The organism is Ruegeria sp. CDSB114, from assembly GCF_059611025.1.
Window position 1 is genome coordinate 21,717 of sequence record NZ_JBXWOT010000008.1, and the last position, 20,980, is coordinate 42,696.

Sequence of the window (20,980 nt, forward strand, 5' to 3'; positions counted from 1 at the left end):
GGCCAATGGCACAATCCCTGACTTCCCATCGACCCATGCTTGCCGTGGGCCTGAAACTGGCCGCGTTGGTTCTGTTCACCTCAATGTCTGCACTGGTCAAAGCACTGTCCGAGGACTTCCCCCCCGGTGAACTGGTGTTCTTCCGGTCGCTCTTCGCCATTCCGGTCATCATCGTCTGGTTAATCTGGCGCGGAGAGCTGGCCAAAGGCTTTGTCGTCAAAAAGCCGATGGGTCATTTCTGGCGTGGCGTTCTGGGCACCAGTGCCATGGGTCTGACCTTTACGGGTCTCAGCCTGTTGCCACTGCCCGAAGTCACCGCGATTGGCTATGCCACCCCGATCTTCACCCTGATTCTGGCCGCGCTGATTCTGGGTGAGCGCATTCGCATGATCCGCATCGGCGCCGTCGCGCTGGGATTGCTGGGCGTGCTGATTATGGTTTGGCCCAGGCTGGGCACCACCCAGATGGAGATGGCAGCCACAATTGGGGCGCTTTGCGTGCTGGCGGCCACACTCGCCCGTGCCTTTGTTCAGATCCATATCCGGCAGCTGGTCAAGGTGGATCACCCGGCCGCGATCGTGTTCTATTTCTCGATGACCGCTACTCTGCTTTCAGCTCTGACCGCGTTTTGGGGTTGGACCATGCCGACACTTAATCAGGCTCTAATCATGATCATAATGGGGTTGATCGGCGGTGTTGCACAGATTCTGGTCACCTCGTCCTATCGCTTTGGTCAGGCCTCAATGCTGGCGCCTTATGACTATACCACCATGCTGTTTGCCATATTCATCGGCTATATCTGGTTTGATGAGCTGCCGACGCTTGCGATCCTGTTGGGTGCAGCGTTGGTGATTGCGGGCAATGTGGTCGTGATCTGGCGCGAACACCAGCTGGGGCTGGAACGCGGCAAGGCCCGGTCCCTGACCGATCACAAAGCGTGACTTTACCTTTTTCAATCTTGCCCTAGTTTGGGCCCAACAATCACAGAGGTGCCCGAATGAGCGACGCGCAGGATCACAAAGAAAAGATGCAGCAGGTGCAGGCCAAGCACCGCAAAAAAGTGTCCGAGGCCGTCGACCCGGGCCGTGGTCTGGTGCTGATCAATACCGGCAAGGGCAAGGGCAAATCCTCGGCCGCGTTTGGTGTCGTGATCCGAGCGCTGGGATGGGGTCAGAAAGTTGCCGTCGTACAGTTCATCAAGGGCAAGTGGAAAACCGGTGAGCGGCGGTTCTTTGAAGAGCGCGACTTGGTCACCTGGCACACGATGGGCGAGGGCTTTACCTGGGACACTCAGGACCGCGAACGCGATATCGCCGCTGCCAATGCGGCCTTCGACAAGGCGCGCGCGCTGATGGAGAGCGGTGAGTATGATCTGGTCGTTCTGGACGAGATCAATATTGCCCTGCGTTATGAATATCTGACCGTCGATCAGGTGATCGACGGGCTCAAGGCGCGGTCCGACAAGACCAGCGTGTTCCTGACCGGCCGCGACGCCCCGGAGGCGCTGCGTGACTATGCTGATCTGGTCACTGAGATGACCGAAGAAAAGCACCCGTTTCAGGCCGGAATCAAAGCTCAGCGCGGCGTGGATTTCTAGGACTAGAGTCTGCTTTGCAGAGCGAGTAGCCCGGATTGAAGGAATGCAAACCCAAAGTCTGATGAGCGGACTTTCTCGACATTCACCTGATTAGGTCGATAGCCGCTAAGGGCCCCATTGCTAACCTTGGTGCGGGTTGCGATGAAGGTTCGGTCTGATGGCAGGATTGATTGGAAATGCACTTCCACGCATTATCGGTTTCACGGTGTTGACCCATTTTAGTCACGGTCCTTTAAAGTTTTGAATGATAGACACAATTGTGTGAGCTGTTTGATTCTGTACCTGCTATCGATAGATGCTGAATTTGTGTCTCGTCTGTCGTACGGTGCCGCTGAAATAAAATTGCGATTGACCAGGTAGGCAAACAGGAATTCACAATGGAGAATTTTGCTACTCATCAGATTTTCCGCACCGTTTTTCTTGGCTGCGTTCTTTCCCTCGCCCATCAAGCCATGTCCCAGGAATTGGGTGATCTGGGGTCTCAGCCGGCTGAGAATATCGAGTACTCACCTTACATAAATGACGATTATCCAAATCAGGTTTTTTTTGGTGATACACATTTACATACAGCTTACTCGGCCGATGCCGGTCTGGTCGGGGCAATTCTGTCCCCAGATGACGCCTACAGGTTTGCCAAGGGTGAAGAAATCACCTCGTCCAATGGAATTCCTGCGCGTTTACAGCAGCCATTGGATTGGTTGGTGGTGACGGATCATGCAGAAAACCTCGGCCTACCAATCGCGCTGGAAGAAGATAGCCCCGCTCTGCAGGAGAACGAGTGGGGGCGCAAGATCAGCGAAATTTACGCACCACGTACAGATGAATCCAGGGCCTTGTCATATGATACTTGGATGCAAGACGCGCTTAACATTGTCACCGACCCGCTTGCTGGAACTGGTTTCAGCGAGGCCATGTGGCCGCGCGTAACGGCTGCTGCCGAACAACACAATCAGCCGGGCGCATTTACTGCGTTGATCGGCTATGAATGGACGTCTGGACCAAACGGCAACAACTTGCATCGGAACGTTATTTTCCGGGATGGTAAAGCACTGGCAGATCAAATTATTCCGTTTAGCGCCTATGATTCCGAAGACCCTGAGGAGCTTTGGGACTGGCTTGAAAACTACGAAAGTTTGACCGGTGGGCAAGTGCTGGCAATCCCGCACAATGGTAACCTATCAAACGGATTGATGTTTGATGACACGACCCTTTCCGGCGAGCCGATTGATCGCAACTATGCGTTGCGCCGTCAACGGTGGGAGCCGGTCTATGAGATTACCCAGATCAAAGGTGATGGTGAGGCACATCCCTTGTTGTCACCACAGGATGATTTCGCGGATTATGGAACCTGGGACAAAGGCAGCTTTGGACCAGAGCCCAAGACAAACGATATGTTGCCTAAAGAATATGCCCGCAGCGCATGGAAGCGCGGCATGGCCTATGAAGATGATATTGGGGTGAACCCGTTCAAATTTGGCGTGGTTGGCTCAACGGATTCTCATACTGGCCTATCCACAGCGCAGGAAAGCAATTTCTTCGGCAAGGTGTCGCTTGTTGAACCTTCGGCCAATCCTCATCGCTTTGAAGAGCGTATCACAGGGCGTTTTACTCCGGATGACCCATCTGATGACTTGACCCATGCAGACGGGCTTGCTGCGGGGCTTGCGGCAGTATGGGCGCGTGAAAACACACGCGAGGGGATTTGGGATGCGCTAAAGCGCAAGGAAGCCTTTGCAACAACTGGCACACGTATGCGCGTACGCGTTTTCGCGGGGTTCGGTTTTACTGAAGATGATCTTACCCGTTCCGACTTTGCCAAATTTGGCTATGCAAACGGAGTGCCGATGGGCGGTGATTTAATCGCTGACGACCAAGCGCCCCCGCCCAAACTTCTGGTTCGAGCGCTGCGTGACCCGAATGGAGCCAATCTTGATCGTGTTCAAATTGTTAAGGGGTGGCTCACAAAGTCTGGCGATCTGAACGAAAAGGTTTTCGACGTCGCATGGTCAGATGATCGTGTCGTCGGAGATGACAATAAACTGCTGCTGGTTGGCAATACCGTCGATGTCGAAACCGCAACTTACCGCAATTCAATTGGATCTCCATTTCTCGAGGCATTTTGGGAAGATCTCGATTTTGATCCAAGCCAACGCGCATTTTACTATGTCCGTGTTCTGGAAATCCCGACGCCGCGTTGGACCACATTTGATGCTCTGATGTTTGGCGTGGATCGACCTATTCACCTTAAGCCGTGGCAACAAGAAAGAGCCTATTCATCGCCGATTTGGGTCACACCAGAGTAACACTCCAAATGACGCGCTAACACCTTTGCTCCTGTTTGTTGGGAGGGGCTGAAAACCCGCATTGCATACCTTCGTGCATCCCGCAGAAAATGGCTGCTTTCCACCCTTATTACCCAAATATACAAGCCGCAGCATCGGTCAATACGGGCTTGAATCGAACAACTGCCGCGGCGCGAATGTGAGTCCGGTCCGGATTGGCGAACGGCAAGTGCCGCCCGCTAACGTGGTTCAAATGTCGATCTGCTCGGCGATGCTCAGCGCATCTTCAAGTTCGACACCAAGGTATCTGACAGTGCTGTCTACCTTTGTGTGTCCAAGCAGGAGTTGAACTGCTCTGAGATTTCCGGTTTTGGGGTATATCTCCGCTGCTTTGGTCCGGCGCAGCGAATGGTTGCCGTACACACTCGGCTCTAACCCGATGGCCGTCACCAAATCGCGGACAATTCGACCGTACTGTCGCGTCGAAATATGCGAGCGGTCGTGAAACCGGCTCTCGGAAGTCAGCCGAGAACACCATTTCTGCCGGTGCATTCGGCAGCTACCAGCCCAAAATGATCCATGCCGCGATAGCCAAGAATGTCATCTAAGCGCAGCTATGCCGACTTTGCAAAAGTGCATACATGGCTCACGATGGACATTCGCCAATTCAAACCGCAATTTCTCCAAAGCTTCCGTTCTCAATGTTGAGCCCAACAATCGAGGCTATGACTTATCGAGTCATTTTCAGACCAACTTCGGCAGCCACACTCCTACTTGCATCATCGTGACAAAGCCAAGAGCAGAGTATTCCCACAAATGGAAAATTGATGTTATATAGAGAAATAGGAATATAAACTCTTGAGATGTAAGTCACCGGCACCACCGGGCGATCTTGAGTTGGGAGGTCAATATGCTTCGAGCTTTTGTTTATTCTATCTCACTGGGGCTGGCATCATCGACGGTCTTTGCCGACGCTGTTCCTAGCGAAGAAGCGGCGGAAGGCTTGTTCTCAAAGCAGCCTTATTCTCCATATGCGAACCGGACTTTCCCTGAGCGCCCGCTGTGGGGAGACTCGCATCTTCACACCGGACTTTCGCTGGATGCAGGTGCTTTCGGGAACACACTGTTACCTGATGAAGCTTGGCGCTTTGCAAAAGGTGAGCAGGTCATTTCATCCACGGGTCAACCAGTAAGACTGGCCCGGCCTCTCGACTGGATGGTTCTCACGGATCACACTGACCTGATGGGATTTGCCCCGGACCTTCAGGCTGGTAAGCCGGGCGTCCTTGCGGATCCAAAAGGATTGGAATGGTACGAAGGTTACAAGGCAGGTGGCGAAGAGGCCGGCAAAGCGGCGTTCGACATCATCACCAACTTTTCGCAAATGACCCTGCCAGAAATTCTTTTGGAGTCTTACAGCCCGGGTGCAGACGCTTTTGCTTTTACATGGGAGCAAATCGTTCTGGCTGCGGAAGAACATAACGACCCCGGCAATTTCACAGCGTTCATTGGATTCGAATGGACCTCTGTACCCAAGGGTTTCAATCTGCATCGAAACGTCATGCTGCGTGATGGGCCGATCAGGGCGCTTCAGATGGTGCCGCCGGTCACGCAACCACCCTTTGGTGATACCGACCCAAAGGCGCTATATGCATGGCTGGAAGACTATCAAGAAAAAACGGGCGGTCGGGCGGTAGCTTTCGCCCATAACGGCAACCTTTCGAACGGGTGGATGTTCCCGACCGAAGACACCTATCACGGTGGCAAGGTAGACGAGGAATATGTGGCCGCCCGCGCGAAATGGGAACCCCACTATGAAGTCACGCAGATCAAGGGCGACGGCGAAGCGCACCCCTTCCTGAGCCCCGATGATGAATTCGCGGATTACGAAAACTGGGACGTCGGCAACCTCGACATAACCGAGTTGAAAACCGATGACATGCTGGCTGGCGAATACGCCCGAGAAGCTTTGAAGCGCGGTTTGTTGTTAGAAGAAAAGTTCGGCGTTAACCCATATAAGTTCGGCATGGGCGGCGCGACGGACAGCCATACGTCTCTGGCGACTGCCGAAGAAGACAACTTCTTTGGAAAATCCGTCAGTGTTGAACCTTCGGCCACGAGAATAAAGCATCCTTTCATCGCCAATGACCTTGGCGAAATTCCTGGCGACCTTCTTGTCGCATCGGGATACACGGCAGTCTGGGCGACCGATAATACTCGCGCTGCAATCTTCGATGCGTTCAAGCGACGCGAAACCTATGCAACCACCGGACCTCGGATCGGTCTGCGGTTCTTTGGCGGTTGGGGTTTCAGTGACGCGGATGTTGAAACACGCTTCCTTGCTGATGTGGGCTACACCAAAGGTGTTCCGATGGGCTCGGATCTGCGACCTCGCGAGGGTGAAGGTGCGCCCGCATTCCTGATCGCTGCACTACGCGACCCGGTTGGTGCCAATCTGGATCGCGTGCAGGTGGTAAAGGGTTGGCTGGATTCTGAAGGGGCCTTGCAGGAAAAGGTTCACGATGTGGCGTGGTCGGACAACCGTGTTGCTGACCAAAACGGCAAGATCCCTGCGGTTGGAAACACAGTAGATGTTGAAACCGCCAGTTGGACCAACACGATTGGAACTGCCGAACTTGTAACCGTTTGGTCTGATCCTGAATTCGATCCAAATGCACGCGCATTTTATTACGTACGTGCGATCGAAATTCCAACACCGCGTTGGATTCTTTACGATAAGCTGAGATTTGGCGCCGAATTGCCCGAAGACGCGGTGCTCACACATCAGGAACGCGCTTACTCTTCCCCGATTTGGTATACACCGGCAGAATAACACTGCTGATCACGGCGTTGGCAACCGAGGTAGAAGCCTTTACCTCGGCCCATCCACCAGACGATCGATTTGTGCGTCGCGTTGATTTTCTTGCAATGCTCAATCGACTGATGTCAGCATCGATACGTAAAACCGGAGCGCGTTTCATGCAGGAGCTTTCATGCGAATATTGAAAGAACCCCTGTTCCATTTCTTCCTGATTGGAGCAGCTATTTTCATTTGGTTCCAAATGGTTGCGCCGGAAAACGAGACTGTCGAAGATTTTGGGACAATAACAATCGACGAAAACGATATCGCGCTTTTGTCTGATCAGTTTGAAGCACGGTGGAAACGGCGCCCAAGCGATGCCGAGCTGCAAGCTTTGACTGATGCAACAATTCGCGAAGAGGTACTGGTCAGAGAAGCAAGAAAGCTTGGCCTTGATCGCGGAGACTCTGTGATCCGGTCTCGTCTCAGTCAAAAAATGGATTTCCTGACCGAAGCGATCGCCACGTCTGTTGTTCCGGAACACGAAGATTTAGAGGCCTTTTTGCAAAACAACTCGAAGCGCTATGCGACGCCCAGCAAGCTGGCCTTCATTCAGGTCTTTATTGGTGAGGAGCCAAACAAAGCTGAAGTCGAGGGGGTATTGGCCGCCCTGCGCGCGGGAGATGAGGTTTCCGACCTGGGCGCCTCGACACTGCTGCCCGCATCTATGCCCTTGACTGCGACCAGAGTGATAGACTCGGTCTTTGGATCTGGCTTTTCCAAGGGTCTTAAAACATTGGATAAAGGTCAGTGGGCTGGCCCGATCCAGTCGGGTTACGGGGTCCATCTGGTTCAGGTGCAAGACATCGAACCTAGTCAAATACCCCCATTGTCAGAAATTCACGATGCCGTGCTGCGGGATTGGCGTCGCGTGATGAGCGAAGATCTGGCGCAAGCGCAATATGAGATTCTTGCTGCCAACTATGAGATCATAGTGCCCGCTCTCTCAGGTCAAACCAAATGAAAGCTGTATTTGGCCTACTGATTGCGTTGCTGATTGCGTGGGTCGCAGGAAATGCCTCGGCGCATGCGCTTGATCCGGGGTACTTGGAAATTCGCCAAATCACATCGGACACCTGGAGCGTTCATTGGCGAAAACCCGATGTGAATGGTCAACCCATGGCGATCGATGTCATGGCGCCGGATGGTTGCACCCCGGCGCGCGGCCCTACCCCAATTTCCGATGGCAGAGCATGGGTTTCTTCCTGGGTTATCGAGTGCCGCGGGGATATTGCGGGCCAACCCATCCAGATAGAAGGTCTGGAGGTTCAAAAGAACGACGTATTGGTCCGTGTGCAGCCCCTGCAGGCTGAGCCCACGACGCTTCGGTTCACACCAGAGACGGCCGTTCAGAACATACCTTCTGAACAGACCACATGGTCTGTTTTCACCGCGTATTTCCAGTTGGGTTTTGAACACATACTGGAAGGTTGGGATCATCTGCTGTTTGTCTTCGCGTTGTTTATTCTGGTCCGTGATCCGTGGAGACTGGTAGGAGCAGTTACAGCATTCACACTGGCGCATTCAATAACACTGGCACTGGCAACGCTAGGTTTTCTGAATGTCCCTGGTCCGCCGGTCGAGGCCATCATAGCGCTTTCTATTGTTTTTCTGGCGATGGAAATTGTTAAGGGTGGCGACGGGCGTTTCCGACTTTCAAAGCAGAAGCCCTGGATCGTTTGTTTCGGGTTTGGGCTTTTGCATGGCCTTGGTTTTGCAGGCGCTTTGGCCGATATCGGACTACCCTCAAACGATATTCCTGCGGCCTTGCTTGCCTTCAACTTGGGCGTCGAGGCCGGCCAGTTGAGTTTTGTCGGGGCCTTGGCTCTTCTTGTCGCGATCTGGCGGTTGATGGCACGTCCAGTTAGCCAAAGGGCGACTGTGATTACAGCCTATGGCATCGGGTCGGTATCGATGTACTGGCTCATAGAACGCATAAGTGGATTCTGAAGCGCTTTGCCTCGGTGTCGGTTCAGGTGCAACCGCGCAGAATGCGCCTGCGCACAAAAACCCACTTCGTCGCATGCCCAACGTTTGTTTGCCTGGGCAGCCATAGTTGCTTCCTGTCCAATCTGCGGATCGGACATGTCCGCGTTTGGTTGCGAGGGATCATTGAAACCAAACAAGTGAAGGGCAGATTTGTCCGCAACCTGTAAATCTGGGAAGTAAATCTCGCAGCGGCATGCTTGAATGGCCGGTTTTCACACCGCGCAGCGGCGCTGAGAATGATGCGGCCGTGGCGACTTACGTGCTGCGAGCGCAAGCAGCGAGAAAACCGAATTCACAGGATGGGCTCAATTCGGTCATTGTAAGGTAGTTTACGCACTCACACACCTAACCGTAGCAGCTGACGGTTGCCCAAAAGCAAATAACCCCGCCAAGGCGGGGTTTCAATTTGGTTGCGGGTTATGCCCGCACCAGTTTTTCGTAATCTGCGGCGATTTCGCGGGTGAGGTCACCGACCTCGAACGTATAGTCGCCGATCTGGCCCACAGGCGTGACCTCAGCCGCAGTACCGGTCAGCCAGCATTGTTCAAAATCGGCCATCTCTTCGGGTTTGATGCGACGCTCATGCACCTTGATACCTTTGTCTTTTAGCATCTGGATCACTGTCTGGCGGGTGATCCCGTTCAAAAAGCAATCGGCCAACGGGGTATGAACTTCGCCGTCCTTCACAAAGAAGACGTTCGCCCCGGTCGCCTCGGCAACATAACCACGCCAGTCCATGAACAGCGCATCCGAGCAGCCCTTGGCCTCGGCCTTATGCTTGGAAATGGTGCATATCATGTACAGCCCGGCCGCCTTGGCATGGACCGGGATGGTTTCAGGGCTTGGCCGCTTCCATTCCGCGATATCCAGCTTGGCGCCCTGCATCTTGGCGTCGCCATAATAGGCACCCCAGGGCCAGACCGCTACGGCCATGCGGACCGGGTTCTTGGCCGAGGCCACGCCCATATCCTCGCCCGAACCACGCCAGACCAGCGCACGGACATAGGCGTCCTGCAAGCCACTTGCCTTCAGCGCGTCTTCCTTTGCCGCTTCGATCTGGTCGATCGTATAGGGCATCGGCATGTCCAGCGCCTCGGCCGAGGCGACCAGCCGTTCAGAATGCTCCCGGCTTTTGAAAATTTTGCCGTTATAGGCCCGCTCGCCCTCAAAGACCGAAGACGCATAGTGCATCGCATGGCTCAGAATGTGGACATTCGCCTCGCGCCAGGGCACAAGTTCTCCATCCATCCAGATGACACCGTCACGATCATCATACCCCGCCATGCGAAACCTCCCTGCTTGGGTTGAATATTCCGATTATTGCGCAATATAGGTCCGAAGTGGACATAAAGTTGCGCAAAAACTGCGATTCGATACCTGTCCGCTCTTGGAATGTCAACAACGCTGACATAAACTCGGACCTGTGTAACGAATGAGGCAGAATATGTCAGATACCCGCCCCGCCCAGGCCTTTGGCGGAGAAAGCCTGTTGTTTCTTACGGATGAACAGCTGCGGCAGGGGATCGAGGCGATGTTTTTCGCCTATCGCGGGTTCACGGCGGACCCGGATCGCATTCTGACACAGCTGGCCTATGGGCGGGCACACCACCGTGCTATCCACTTTATAAATCGCGCGCCGGGGACGACCGTCAATAACCTGCTTGCTATTCTAGGAGTGACAAAACAGTCTCTGAACCGGGTCCTTCGGACATTGATTGACGATGGGTTGGTCGAAAGCAGGGTCGGTACAGTGGACAAGCGCGAACGGCACTTGTTTCTGACCGAAGCCGGGAGGGCACTTGAAACCAGGCTGTCCGAGGCCCAGCGCGTGCGGATGCGCGCGGCCTATAAGGACGCAGGCCCAGAAGCGGTGTCTGGGTTTCGCAAAGTGCTTGAAGCAATGATGGATGCTGATATGCGTCATGCCTATACCAAATTGCGGGATACGACCTCATGAGTGATATGGACGCCCATCTGTTGATCGTTGACGATGACGAGCGTATTCGCGATCTGCTCAAGAAATTCCTGATGCGAAACGGGTTTCTGGTGACCGCGGCGCGGGATGCGGCCCATGCACGTCGGGTGCTGTCGGGGCTGGATTTCGACATGATCGTTCTGGATGTGATGATGCCCGGCGAAGATGGTGTCAGCCTGACCAGAGCCCTGCGCGAGACCCACACCACCCCGATCCTGTTGCTGACGGCGCGGGGCGAAACCGAACACCGTATCGCCGGGCTTGAGGCGGGGGCCGATGATTATCTGGCCAAACCGTTCGAGCCCAAAGAGCTTTTGTTGCGGATCAATGCGATCCTGCGCCGGATGCCGGAAACCCCGGCACAGGATGCCGCAACCAAGATTCTGCATCTCGGCCCGATCCGCTATGATGTTGAGCGCGGTGAGATGTGGCGGGGCGAAGAAACGGTCCGCCTAACCGCAACGGAAAGCCAGCTGATGAAGATCTTCTCGGCCCAACCCGGCGCCCCTATCAGTCGCGCCAAGCTGGTCGAGGATCTGGGCCGTGATAAGGGTCAGGCGCAGGAGCGTGCCGTGGATGTGCAGATCACACGGCTGAGACGCAAGATCGAGCAAGACCCGAAACAACCCCGGTACCTGCAGACCGTGCGCGGGGCCGGGTACATGCTGGCACCGGATTGATTGAGCCGCTGCGTGGCGGTTCTTTGCCTTCGGCGAAGGTATTTTGACCAGATGAACAGGGGATTGTGATGAAAACTGCCCTTTTGACCCATGCGGATTGTCTTGGGCACGTGACACCCGAGGGGCATCCGGAACAAGTCGCGCGACTGGAACATATCCTTCATGCGCTGGATAGGCTGGACCTGGATCGTGTGACCGCGCCGCTTGCAGCCGATGATGACCTGCTGCGTATTCACCCCGAAAGCCATATTCGCGACATCCGCAAAAGCCGCCCGACAGAGGGATTCCGGCAGGTGGACGGCGATACATTCATGTCGCCGGGATCTGTAGATGCGGCCTTTAGGGCTGCAGGGGCTGTGGTGAAAGCCGTGGATTTAGTGCTGGGCGGAGAAGCCACAAATGCGTTCTGTGCCATTCGCCCCCCCGGCCATCACGCCGAGAATGAAACCGCCATGGGGTTTTGCCTGTTCGGCAACGCCGCATTGGGGGTGAAACACGCGTTGGATCATCACGGTCTGCGCCGCGTCGCTGTGGTGGATTTCGATGTGCATCACGGCAATGGCACGCAGGATTTGCTGTGGGATGAGCCGCGCGCGTTGGTGATCACCAGCCAACAGATGCCCTTGTGGCCGGGATCAGGCCGCGCCGACGAGACCGGCGCCTTTGAAAACGTCCTGAATATTCCACTGTCCCCCGGAACTGGCGGCGCCGAGATGCGCGCCGCCTACGAAACATTGGCTTTCCCGCGACTGCGCGCCTTCAAACCCGAGCTGATCATAATCTCTGCCGGGTTTGACGCCCATCAGGATGATCCGCTGGCCAATCTGAACTGGGCCACCGAAGATTTCGCCTGGATCACTGCCGAATTGTGCAAGATTGCCGATGAGCATTGCGCGGGACGTATCGTCTCGACTTTGGAAGGCGGGTATGATCTGAAAGCCTTGGCCGAGGCCACACGTGCCCATGTGGAAGAGTTGATGAAGGCAGCCCGATGACAGATACACCCGTTGACCAGATGACATTCGAACAGGCTATGAAAGAGCTTGAGGCCGTTGTCGGCCAGCTGGAGCGTGGAGATGTGGCGCTGGACCAGTCCATCGCCTTGTATGAACGGGGTGCAGCGCTGAAGAAACGCTGCGAGGATGAACTGAAGCGGGCCGAGGAAAAAGTGGCCGCGATCACCTTGGACGCCGATGGTCAACCGACCGGGACGACGGTTGTCGAAGGTCAGTAAATGTTTCGCGAAAGACTGGCGCAGGATGCAACGCTGATTCAGGGCCATTTTGATCTGGTTCTGGGCGCGCTGGACGATCTGGATGTGACACAGGCGATGGCCTATGCCACGCAAGGCGGCAAAGGTCTGCGCGGGTTTTTGGTGCTGGAAAGCGCGCGGCTGCATGATGTGGAAACAGCGCGTGCGATCTGGCCTGCCACGGGGATCGAGGCATTGCACGCCTATTCTCTGGTGCATGATGACCTGCCCTGCATGGATAACGACGATTTGCGTCGCGGGCGCCCGACAGTTCATGTGAAATGGGATGAGGGCATCGCGGTTCTGGCAGGCGACGCGTTGCAGACGCTGGCATTCGAACTTTGCACCCGTCCCGAAATTGGCCCCGCCGAAATTCGCGCGGAATTGGCCCTGTCTCTGGCGCAGGCAAGCGGAGCGCAGGGCATGGTGCTGGGCCAGGCGCTGGATATCGCGGCGGAATCGGCAGACTCTCCGTTGACGCTGGAAGAAATCACCCATTTGCAGGCAGGAAAAACCGGAGCACTGATCGAGTGGTCTGCATGCGCCGGCGCGCGTCTGGCCCAAGCTGATCTTGCGCCCTTGCGCCAATATGCCCAATCCCTTGGTCTTGCTTTTCAAATCGCAGATGACATCTTGGATATAGAGGGTAACGCCGAAATTGCGGGCAAGCGCCTTCAGAAGGATGCCGAGGCGGGAAAGGCCACGTTTGTGTCTCTGCTGGGCCTCGACGCCGCCAGAACCCGTGCCGCGGAGCTGGTGGAAAAGGCCTGCGCCGCGTTGGAAGGCTATGGCGCGTCGGCTGAAACCTTGAAGGACGCCGCCCGCTTCGTTATTGCCCGGGACAGCTAAGCCAGGAACGCGCCATATGTCTGACCGCCCGAACACTCCTCTGCTGGATCTTGTGAACCGCCCGGCCGACCTGCGGCAGTTTTCGGACGCGCAGCTGCATCAGGTGGCGCAGGAATTACGGGCCGAGACGATCTCGGCCGTGTCGGTCACCGGCGGGCATCTGGGTGCGGGTCTGGGCGTGGTGGAACTGACCACTGCGCTGCATGCGGTATTCGATACGCCGCGTGACAAAATCATCTGGGATGTCGGGCACCAGTGCTATCCGCATAAAATCCTGACCGGGCGGCGCGACCGGATCCGTACCCTGCGCCAACCCGGCGGGTTGAGCGGGTTCACCAAGCGCAGCGAAAGCCCCTATGACCCGTTTGGCGCGGCGCATTCCAGCACCTCGATCAGTGCGGCCCTTGGCTTTGCCGTGGCGCGCGATCTGGGTGGCGTGACGCCCGAAGGTCTGGGCGATGCGATTGCGGTGATCGGCGATGGATCTATGTCGGCGGGCATGGCCTTTGAGGCGATGAACAACGCAGGCCACCTGAAAAAGCGCCTGATCGTTATCCTCAACGACAATGAGATGAGCATCGCACCGCCGGTTGGCGCCCTGTCCAGTTATCTGTCGCGCATTTATGCCGAAGAACCGTTCCACGATCTGAAGGCCGCCGCCAAGGGCGCAGTGTCCTTGTTGCCGGAACCGTTCCGCGAAGGCGCCAAACGCGCCAAGGAAATGCTCAAAGGCATGGCCGTAGGCGGTACTTTATTCGAAGAACTGGGCTTTTCCTATCTCGGCCCGATTGACGGACACGACATGGATCAGCTGTTGCCGGTGCTGCGCACGGTCAAGACGCGGGCTACCGGCCCGATCCTGATCCATGTGCTGACAAAAAAGGGCAAGGGCTATGCCCCCGCCGAGCAGGCCCGTGACAAGGGTCACGCGACCGCGAAATTCGATGTTGTGACGGGTGAGCAAAAGAAGGCGCCGTCAAACGCACCGTCCTATACTTCGGTTTTTGGCAAGACGCTGGTGGAAGAAGCCGCGCGGGACGACAAGATCGTCGCCGTCACCGCCGCCATGCCCGATGGAACCGGGTTGAACCTGTTTGCCGAACGCTACCCGTCACGTTGTTTCGATGTAGCGATTGCGGAACAGCATGGTGTGACGTTCTCGGCGGCTTTGGCTGCGGGCGGGATGAAGCCGTTCTGCACCATGTATTCGACCTTCCTGCAGCGCGGCTATGATCAGGTCGTACATGATGTGGCCATTCAGCGCCTGCCCGTGCGATTTGCCATCGACCGCGCTGGTCTGGTGGGCGCTGATGGGGCGACCCATGCCGGATCGTTTGACATTGCCTATCTGGCCAACCTACCGGGCATGGTCGTGATGGCCGCCGCAGATGAGGCCGAGCTGATGCATATGGTGGCCACCGCCGTCGCCCACGACGAAGGCCCGATCGCCTTCCGCTATCCCCGCGGTGAAGGCGTGGGCGTGGACCTGCCCGAGCGTGGTGTAGTGCTTGAAATCGGCAAAGGCCGGATAATTCAGAAGGGCGCGCGCGTGGCATTGCTGTCTTTCGGTACGCGCTTGGCCGAAGTACAAAAAGCCGCCGAGGCCCTATCGGCGCGCGGCATAACCCCTACCATAGCCGATGCACGTTTCGCCAAACCGCTGGACCGCGACCTGATCCTGGATCTGGCCTCCGATCATGAGGCGCTGATCACCATCGAAGAGGGTGCGATTGGCGGTTTCGGCAGCCATGTGGCGCAGCTACTGGCCGATGAGGGTGTGTTTGATCAGGGCCTTAAATACCGCTCGATGGTGTTGCCGGATATCTTCATTGATCAGGCAAACCCGGCGGATATGTATGCGGTTGCCGGTATGAATGCCGAACAGATCGAGGCCAAGGTCCTGTCTGTTCTGGGTGTGGCCACGATTGGTGAAAAACGCGCCTGAGGGACCATTAAGGTTATCAACTCCAAGGAAGAGCGTGCCTCAAGATAGCTCTTCAGTGAGTGAAGATTGAACTAAGCCAACATAAGTAAAAGATATTGCAAGTTTGTGATTTCACACGTGTCGCTTTGTTTGGCCTTTTTGACCCTTTCCGCATTGCTTACACAGTCGCGGCCAAAAAAATACGGGCACCGAGGCGCCCGTATTAGCTTTTTCTCGATGTTGATCAGTGAACCGTCTCGACCTTGTGGAAATCCAGATCACGGTCTTCGGGCATCCCATTGATGCTCAGCACCTCTTTGCGCTTGGTGATCAGGATATAAACCACACAGGCCAGATAGAGGCCGACAACAACTGCACCGATCCACTGGATCTGCAACCACTGGCTTTGGAACAGCAAGGTCAGGACGAACAGCAGCACAACATTGCCCGCCACATAGATCGCTTTACCAAAGCGGGCGACTGTCATGTTCAGGTTGTCCGTATAGAGCCTGATCAACGAATCCAGTGAGTTGATCACGAAGGTCACGCCCACAATCACCATCGCAATGTTGGTGATGCCTGCAGTGCTGATGCCGTTCAGGTGGTAATAGTAGAGAACGGTGAACCAGATCGCCAAAGGTATCGACGGAAAGATCAGCAGAGCAGCCAGTAGCTGCCAGGTCTTCAGCCCACCTACAAAGCGAGATGTGAACTGGCCGATCATGATCGACCAGGCAAACCACCAGAACAGGTAGAAGGCGTGATAATCTGTCAGCGGCAGGACAAACTTGTGCAGGTTGGTGAAATAGGCACCAACATTGCTTCCGGTTTCCACAAAGCCATTCACGCCCATGCCCGCAGCAACCCACATGCCCAGGATCAGTGCCAGGAACAAAAAGGTCGAGCCCACCGACAGGATACGCACGTATTTCAGGTCGGTCGAAGAATAGGCCGCTGCCAGAATGACGACAAACACGATGACATAGAAGGTGGTGACCACCGACTCGCCGTCTCCGACCTCGGGCAGGTAGCCGGGCAGGTAGATCAGGAACAGGCTGGCGGTGAAAGCGCAGGTGCCGATGATGACCACATTGTTGATCAGCTTGACCAGCGGGATTTCAAAGAACTTCACGCGCGGCTCGATGACACAGAAATAGAACGCGGTCAGAAAGTAGAACGCCCAGATCAGAAAGCCCCAGAACCCGAATTCGATCGCCAGTGGGTTGGCAAACGCATAGGCAGGATCTTCGGCATAGCCGCCGAATTCGGTCAGCGGAAACATGATCAGGCCGACATCCAACCCGGATGTGAACAGAATCGCGATGAAGGTGAACAGATGAACCGGCGTTACGCCGACGATCCGCAGATTCCACCACTTCACCACAAAGAAGGCAACAAGGCCCAACGCCAGCAAGACGCCAAATGATAGTATGTACTCCAATAGCACCGACAATCCTCCCATTAATGTCAGTTCATGACGCTGTTATAGTTTATTGGCTGATCAATCAATAAAAACAGCACTGCTTGCGGTGCGCGCTTATTCGGTCAACAGTGCGCGAAAATCTGAACAGGGGGTCGCGATGGATTTTCGCGCAATGGCCATGGGGCTGACATTTGCGTTTATCTGGTCTTCGGCCTTCACCTCGGCCCGGATCATCGTCGCGGACGCATCGCCGTTGTTTTCCCTGGCTCTGCGGTTTCTGATCTCGGGTTTGATTGGCGTCGTGATTGCACGGGCGATGGGCCAAAGCTGGCGGCTGACGCGGTCACAATGGTATGCCACCATCCTGTTCGGGATATGTCAAAATGCCCTTTATTTGGGCCTAAACTTCTATGCGATGCAAACAATCGAGGCCTCTGTTGCCGCCATCATCGCCTCGACCATGCCATTGCTGGTTGCCTTGGCCAGTTGGCTGTTTATGGGCGACAGATTACGGCCAGTTGGAATTGTAGGCCTGTGTGCCGGGTTCGCCGGTGTTGCTCTGATCATGAGCAGTCGGATCGGCGACGGCGTTGATCTGTTCGGCGTCATGCTTTGTGGCATTGGAGCGCTTGCGCTGACATTTGCCACGCTCGCAGTGCGTGGGGCGACATCGGGCGGGAATTTCATGATGGTGGTTGGCTTACAGATGCTGGTCGGATCAGCCATTCTGTTTGTTGCAGCACCGGTATTCGAAACGATTCATATCCACTTGACGGTGCCGCTGGTCCTGGCCTTCACCTATACAACTCTGTTTCCCGGCCTTCTGGCCACGTTCATCTGGTTCCTGCTGCTGGATCGGATCGGCGCAACCCGGGCGGCCACGTTTCACTTTCTCAACCCGGTCTTTGGTGTCACCATCGCCGCGATCTTGTTGGGCGAAAAACTGGGGCCGCTGGATGCGGTCGGGGTTCTTATCACAACACTGGGCATTCTGGCGGTGCAACTGTCTCGCCAACCCGGCAGAAAACCAGTCTGACCTTGCACAACTGCGCGAGCCCGGCAGAACGCCCTTTGCTTTCCGCCAATAATGCCCATCTATTATGCGAACCACCAGAAGTCCGGAGGAGCAATGACCCGTTACACCAAATCCCCTGAGGCCGTCGCCGCATTGTCGCCCGAGGAATACCACGTCACGCAAAACAGCGGCACCGAACGGCCCGGAACTGGCAAACTGCTGAATAACAAAGAACCCGGCATCTACGTGGATATCGTCTCGGGCGAGCCTTTGTTCGCCTCGGCGCACAAGTACGAATCCGGCTGCGGCTGGCCCAGTTTCACCAAGCCGATCGTACATGAGCATGTTGAAGAGGTTCACGATGCCTCGCTGGGTATGATCCGGACCGAAGTTCGCTCGAAACATGGCGATAGCCATTTGGGGCATGTATTTCCCGACGGCCCCCGCGAACATGGCGGGCTGCGATACTGTATCAACTCAGCCTCATTACGGTTCGTCCATCGCGATCAGATGGAAGCCGAAGGCTATGGCGAATTCCTGATTCATGTGGAGGAGATCGAATGACCGAACACCGCGCCGTTCTTGCCGGGGGCTGCTTTTGGGGCATGCAGGATCTGATCCGCAAACGCCCGGGCGTGTCCCGCACTCGCGTCGGATATACAGGTGGAGACGTGCCCAACGCCACTTATCGCAACCACGGCACCCATGCCGAGGGGATCGAGATTTTTTACGATCCTACTGTGACCACCTATCGCGATCTGCTTGAGTTTTTCTTTCAGATCCATGACCCGACTACGGTGAACCGGCAAGGGAACGACATGGGGATGAGCTATCGCTCGGTCATTTATTATGTCGATGACGCCCAGAAACAGGTCGCGCTGGACACCATTGCCGATGTGAATGCCAGCGGCATCTGGCCCGGCAAAGTCGTGACCGAGCTGGAACCCGTTGGCGATTTCTGGGAGGCTGAGTCCGAGCATCAGGATTATCTTGAACGCATCCCGAACGGCTATACCTGCCATTTCCCGCGCCCGGATTGGGTTCTGCCCAAACGCGACGCGGCCGAGTAAGGATTAGCCCCGGATCAGGGGCTAGTCCGACGCCACCCGCGGCCGTCCACTGGCCTCGACGGTGATCATTGCCTCAACAAAGACCTCCTGCGCTTCGATACGGGCGGTGCGGATATCCCGGTCGACGATCACTCGGATATCCTCTGCACCGGCTCCGCGCACTTCTCCTTCCGCTTCAGCCCTCAGGATGGATTCCAGCAGCGCCATCGCCTCGTCAGAATCGCTAAAGTCCTGAGGCCCGTCTTCAAGATGCACCCTGTACCGCCCTTCGGATGGCGCCGTGACGGTCCCGGCCCGGCGCAGTGTCAGCCTGCCAACTACAGCTCCAATCGCATTGGCCACGCCCGTGTGTTCCGGCAGAATCATGCGGCATCGCAATCTTTCCCCGACTGCGGGGTAATAGCTGGGGGCCGACGCCCCAAGACCGATCACATCCACATTCAGTGCCGCGTCCAGCGCCACCAAACCGCGATGCCCGGCCAGACCTTTCCGCGTCAAAACATGCCGGGCCAGATCGGGTGCCGGAACGCCGAAATCCTCGGCTTCTTCTGAAAAAGCGGTCTCTAACAAGGTCAAAGAGGTCTGTTCGGTCAGCTGATCAACGATCATCTGCGCCAACAGATCCGGTGTTGCAGCCAGCATATCACCGGTGCCAATCCGTTTTCGCGCCACCAGTTCCAGCGCTTTGCGTGCAGCCTCTGCGTCCCAGGCATCCAAACGGCCCAGAACGTGGCTGGCATCCGAAGGTGTCACGCCGGATACCTGAACGATTCCACGATCCACCAAACGAGTAAGTGCGCCTGTCTCCATCCGCGTTTTAAGCAAATCAGACAGCGGCAGGACCTTCTGCCCCAAGCGATCCACCAGGGCGGTTTCCCTTGCCCCCAGACCTTCGGCATGAACACCCGGTACCAGACGTGCGAACCGGGTGTCATGTTCACCCACAGTTGGGGCCCGCAACTGCGCATCCAAGGCCGTGTGAACCTCGTCGGGCGCTTCTGACGCGATCAGAGATACGGGCAAAACACGGCGCGGTCCCAGGAAGATGCCGCCGCCCAGCCCTTCGGTTACAACATGTACCTGACTGTCCCCGCCCAACCCGTGGGTCCGCATTGCGACGGCCTCCACCATGGTACGAAAGCCGCCAACCCTGGCACCTTCGGGATCAATGGCGGGCTTGCCATCCCGGATCAAGGCGACATCGGTCGTGGTACCACCGATATCTGATACCAGCGCGTTCTCGGCTCCCGTTAGCCAGCGCGCCCCGACGATTGAGGCCGCAGGGCCGCTCAAAATCGTTTCAATCGGTCGATCCCGCGCCTGTTCGGCGCTCATCAACGCTCCGTCGCCGCGAACCACCATCATTGGCGCTGAAATTCCTAGCGTCACAAGCTGATCCTGTGCCCGTCCGATCAAGCGGTCGATCATGCCAATCAACCGTGCATTCAGCACCGCTGTCACCGCACGTTTTGGACCATTCAACTTGGCCGACAGATGGTGCGAACATGTCACCGGCGCACCCGTCCGATCAGTAATAATGCGGGCGACCTCAAGTTCATGCGCCGGGTTTCTGGTGGCGAACTGCCCGGCCACCGCGAAACCTGAAACCCCTGAATTAGAGTCTAAAAAGGCTTCAATCGCGTGGATATCCAGTGGCTCAGCTTCTGCTCCCGCATGCGTGTGACCGCCCGCCACAACCAAAGCAGGATCCCCTTTCAAAGCATCCCGCAGACCATGCTTTTCCAGATCACTCTCCCTGAACCCGATATAGATCAGAGCAACCCGGCCACCCTGCCCTTCGACCAGCGCATTTGTGGCCAATGTCGTTGACAGCGACGCCATTGAGATCTGCTCCGGTGACACCTGAGCCTGCGTCAGAACCGCGGAAATCGCCTTGCCGACGCCATTCGCCAGATCAGCTCGTGTTGTCAGAGATTTGGCCGAAGCAATCACCTCAGTCTCATCCCGGACCAGCACCGCATCCGTATAGGTTCCGCCTGTATCAACCCCCAAAGCCAGCGCCATCGGGTTCTCCTTCCTGTTCGCTGTGATTGGGTTTAGCGG

At 56.2% G+C, this 20,980-nt stretch carries 18 protein-coding genes and 1 pseudogene; 15 read left to right on the plus strand and 4 right to left on the minus strand.

The genetic code is table 11. From position 1 onward, the window contains the following. Positions 1–5 precede the first annotated feature (5 nt). The 3 genes from AC2FIP_RS15860 to AC2FIP_RS15870 all read left to right on the plus strand — a co-directional run bounded on the left by AC2FIP_RS15860 (position 6) and on the right by AC2FIP_RS15870 (position 3,900). Positions 6–941 (plus strand): DMT family transporter, encoded by a 936-nt coding sequence (locus AC2FIP_RS15860; RefSeq protein ID WP_496787160.1) that lies wholly within the window; start codon positions 6–8, stop codon positions 939–941. A gap of 56 nt (positions 942–997) precedes the next feature. Next, positions 998–1,597 (plus strand): cob(I)yrinic acid a,c-diamide adenosyltransferase, encoded by a 600-nt coding sequence (gene cobO / locus AC2FIP_RS15865; RefSeq protein WP_496787161.1) that lies wholly within the window; start codon positions 998–1,000, stop codon positions 1,595–1,597. 377 nt (positions 1,598–1,974) lie between these two features. Beyond that, the gene (locus AC2FIP_RS15870; RefSeq protein WP_496787163.1) at positions 1,975–3,900 is read left to right on the plus strand and encodes a DUF3604 domain-containing protein; all 1,926 of its coding nucleotides are present in this window, start codon (positions 1,975–1,977) and stop codon (positions 3,898–3,900) included. A gap of 228 nt (positions 3,901–4,128) precedes the next feature. Here the strand turns inward: AC2FIP_RS15870 and AC2FIP_RS15875 are convergent. Beyond that, a pseudogene (locus tag AC2FIP_RS15875) lies at positions 4,129–4,392 on the minus strand (tyrosine-type recombinase/integrase); the annotation flags it as partial. Between the two features lie 397 nt (positions 4,393–4,789). On the opposite strand from AC2FIP_RS15875, the gene AC2FIP_RS15880 reads away from it, so the two are divergent. From AC2FIP_RS15880 to AC2FIP_RS15890, 3 genes are all read left to right on the plus strand, one after another. Next, complete coding sequence (locus AC2FIP_RS15880) at positions 4,790–6,712, plus strand: DUF3604 domain-containing protein (RefSeq protein ID WP_496787165.1); 1,923 nt, start codon at positions 4,790–4,792, stop codon at positions 6,710–6,712. A gap of 160 nt (positions 6,713–6,872) precedes the next feature. Further along, on the plus strand, positions 6,873–7,703 hold the full coding sequence (locus tag AC2FIP_RS15885; protein WP_496787166.1) for a peptidyl-prolyl cis-trans isomerase: 831 nt from the start codon (positions 6,873–6,875) through the stop codon (positions 7,701–7,703). Next, complete coding sequence (locus AC2FIP_RS15890; RefSeq protein WP_496787168.1) at positions 7,700–8,689, plus strand: HupE/UreJ family protein; 990 nt, start codon at positions 7,700–7,702, stop codon at positions 8,687–8,689. Before AC2FIP_RS15885 ends, AC2FIP_RS15890 begins: the two co-directional genes overlap by 4 nt. A 456-nt stretch (positions 8,690–9,145) precedes the next feature. Here the strand turns inward: AC2FIP_RS15890 and AC2FIP_RS15895 are convergent, their stop codons facing one another. Further along, positions 9,146–10,012, minus strand: a complete 867-nt coding sequence (locus AC2FIP_RS15895) for a branched-chain amino acid aminotransferase (protein ID WP_496787170.1) — start codon at positions 10,010–10,012, stop codon at positions 9,146–9,148. Positions 10,013–10,172: 160 nt separating this feature from the next. Here AC2FIP_RS15895 and AC2FIP_RS15900 point away from each other — a divergent pair, with 160 nt between their 5' ends. The 6 genes from AC2FIP_RS15900 to dxs all read left to right on the plus strand — a co-directional run bounded on the left by AC2FIP_RS15900 (position 10,173) and on the right by dxs (position 15,429). Then, the gene (locus tag AC2FIP_RS15900) at positions 10,173–10,685 is read left to right on the plus strand and encodes a MarR family winged helix-turn-helix transcriptional regulator (RefSeq protein ID WP_142640252.1); all 513 of its coding nucleotides are present in this window, start codon (positions 10,173–10,175) and stop codon (positions 10,683–10,685) included. After that, complete coding sequence (locus AC2FIP_RS15905; RefSeq protein ID WP_142640254.1) at positions 10,682–11,383, plus strand: response regulator; 702 nt, start codon at positions 10,682–10,684, stop codon at positions 11,381–11,383. The genes AC2FIP_RS15900 and AC2FIP_RS15905 overlap by 4 nt, the downstream gene beginning before the upstream one ends. A 68-nt stretch (positions 11,384–11,451) precedes the next feature. Next, positions 11,452–12,378, plus strand: a complete 927-nt coding sequence (locus tag AC2FIP_RS15910; RefSeq protein WP_496787172.1) for a histone deacetylase family protein — start codon at positions 11,452–11,454, stop codon at positions 12,376–12,378. After that, positions 12,375–12,617 (plus strand): exodeoxyribonuclease VII small subunit, encoded by a 243-nt coding sequence (locus AC2FIP_RS15915; protein ID WP_142640258.1) that lies wholly within the window; start codon positions 12,375–12,377, stop codon positions 12,615–12,617. Before AC2FIP_RS15910 ends, AC2FIP_RS15915 begins: the two co-directional genes overlap by 4 nt. Beyond that, positions 12,618–13,484 carry a polyprenyl synthetase family protein gene (locus AC2FIP_RS15920; protein ID WP_496787174.1) on the plus strand — a complete coding sequence of 289 codons (867 nt, stop codon included), beginning with the start codon at positions 12,618–12,620 and terminating at the stop codon, positions 13,482–13,484. It abuts the gene before it with no gap. 16 nt (positions 13,485–13,500) lie between these two features. Continuing rightward, complete coding sequence (gene dxs, locus AC2FIP_RS15925; RefSeq protein WP_496787176.1) at positions 13,501–15,429, plus strand: 1-deoxy-D-xylulose-5-phosphate synthase; 1,929 nt, start codon at positions 13,501–13,503, stop codon at positions 15,427–15,429. Positions 15,430–15,652: 223 nt separating this feature from the next. Here dxs and AC2FIP_RS15930 read toward each other — a convergent pair whose 3' ends face one another. After that, the gene (locus AC2FIP_RS15930; protein WP_496699288.1) at positions 15,653–16,849 is read right to left on the minus strand and encodes a BCCT family transporter; all 1,197 of its coding nucleotides are present in this window, start codon (positions 16,847–16,849) and stop codon (positions 15,653–15,655) included. A gap of 139 nt (positions 16,850–16,988) precedes the next feature. On the opposite strand from AC2FIP_RS15930, the gene AC2FIP_RS15935 reads away from it, so the two are divergent. The 3 genes from AC2FIP_RS15935 (at position 16,989) to msrA (ending at position 18,916) form a co-directional block, all read left to right on the plus strand. Next, positions 16,989–17,867: a DMT family transporter gene (locus tag AC2FIP_RS15935; protein WP_496751090.1), complete on the plus strand. Its 879-nt coding sequence runs from the start codon at positions 16,989–16,991 to the stop codon at positions 17,865–17,867. Positions 17,868–17,960: 93 nt separating this feature from the next. Beyond that, positions 17,961–18,410 (plus strand): peptide-methionine (R)-S-oxide reductase MsrB, encoded by a 450-nt coding sequence (gene msrB / locus AC2FIP_RS15940; RefSeq protein ID WP_496699291.1) that lies wholly within the window; start codon positions 17,961–17,963, stop codon positions 18,408–18,410. Beyond that, entirely contained in the window at positions 18,407–18,916 is a 510-nt protein-coding gene (msrA, locus tag AC2FIP_RS15945; RefSeq protein ID WP_496787178.1) for a peptide-methionine (S)-S-oxide reductase MsrA, read from the plus strand. Before msrB ends, msrA begins: the two co-directional genes overlap by 4 nt. A 21-nt stretch (positions 18,917–18,937) precedes the next feature. On the opposite strand, the gene AC2FIP_RS15950 is transcribed toward msrA, so the two are convergent. After that, positions 18,938–20,941 (minus strand): hydantoinase/oxoprolinase N-terminal domain-containing protein, encoded by a 2,004-nt coding sequence (locus AC2FIP_RS15950; protein ID WP_496787179.1) that lies wholly within the window; start codon positions 20,939–20,941, stop codon positions 18,938–18,940. Positions 20,942–20,980 lie beyond the last annotated feature (39 nt).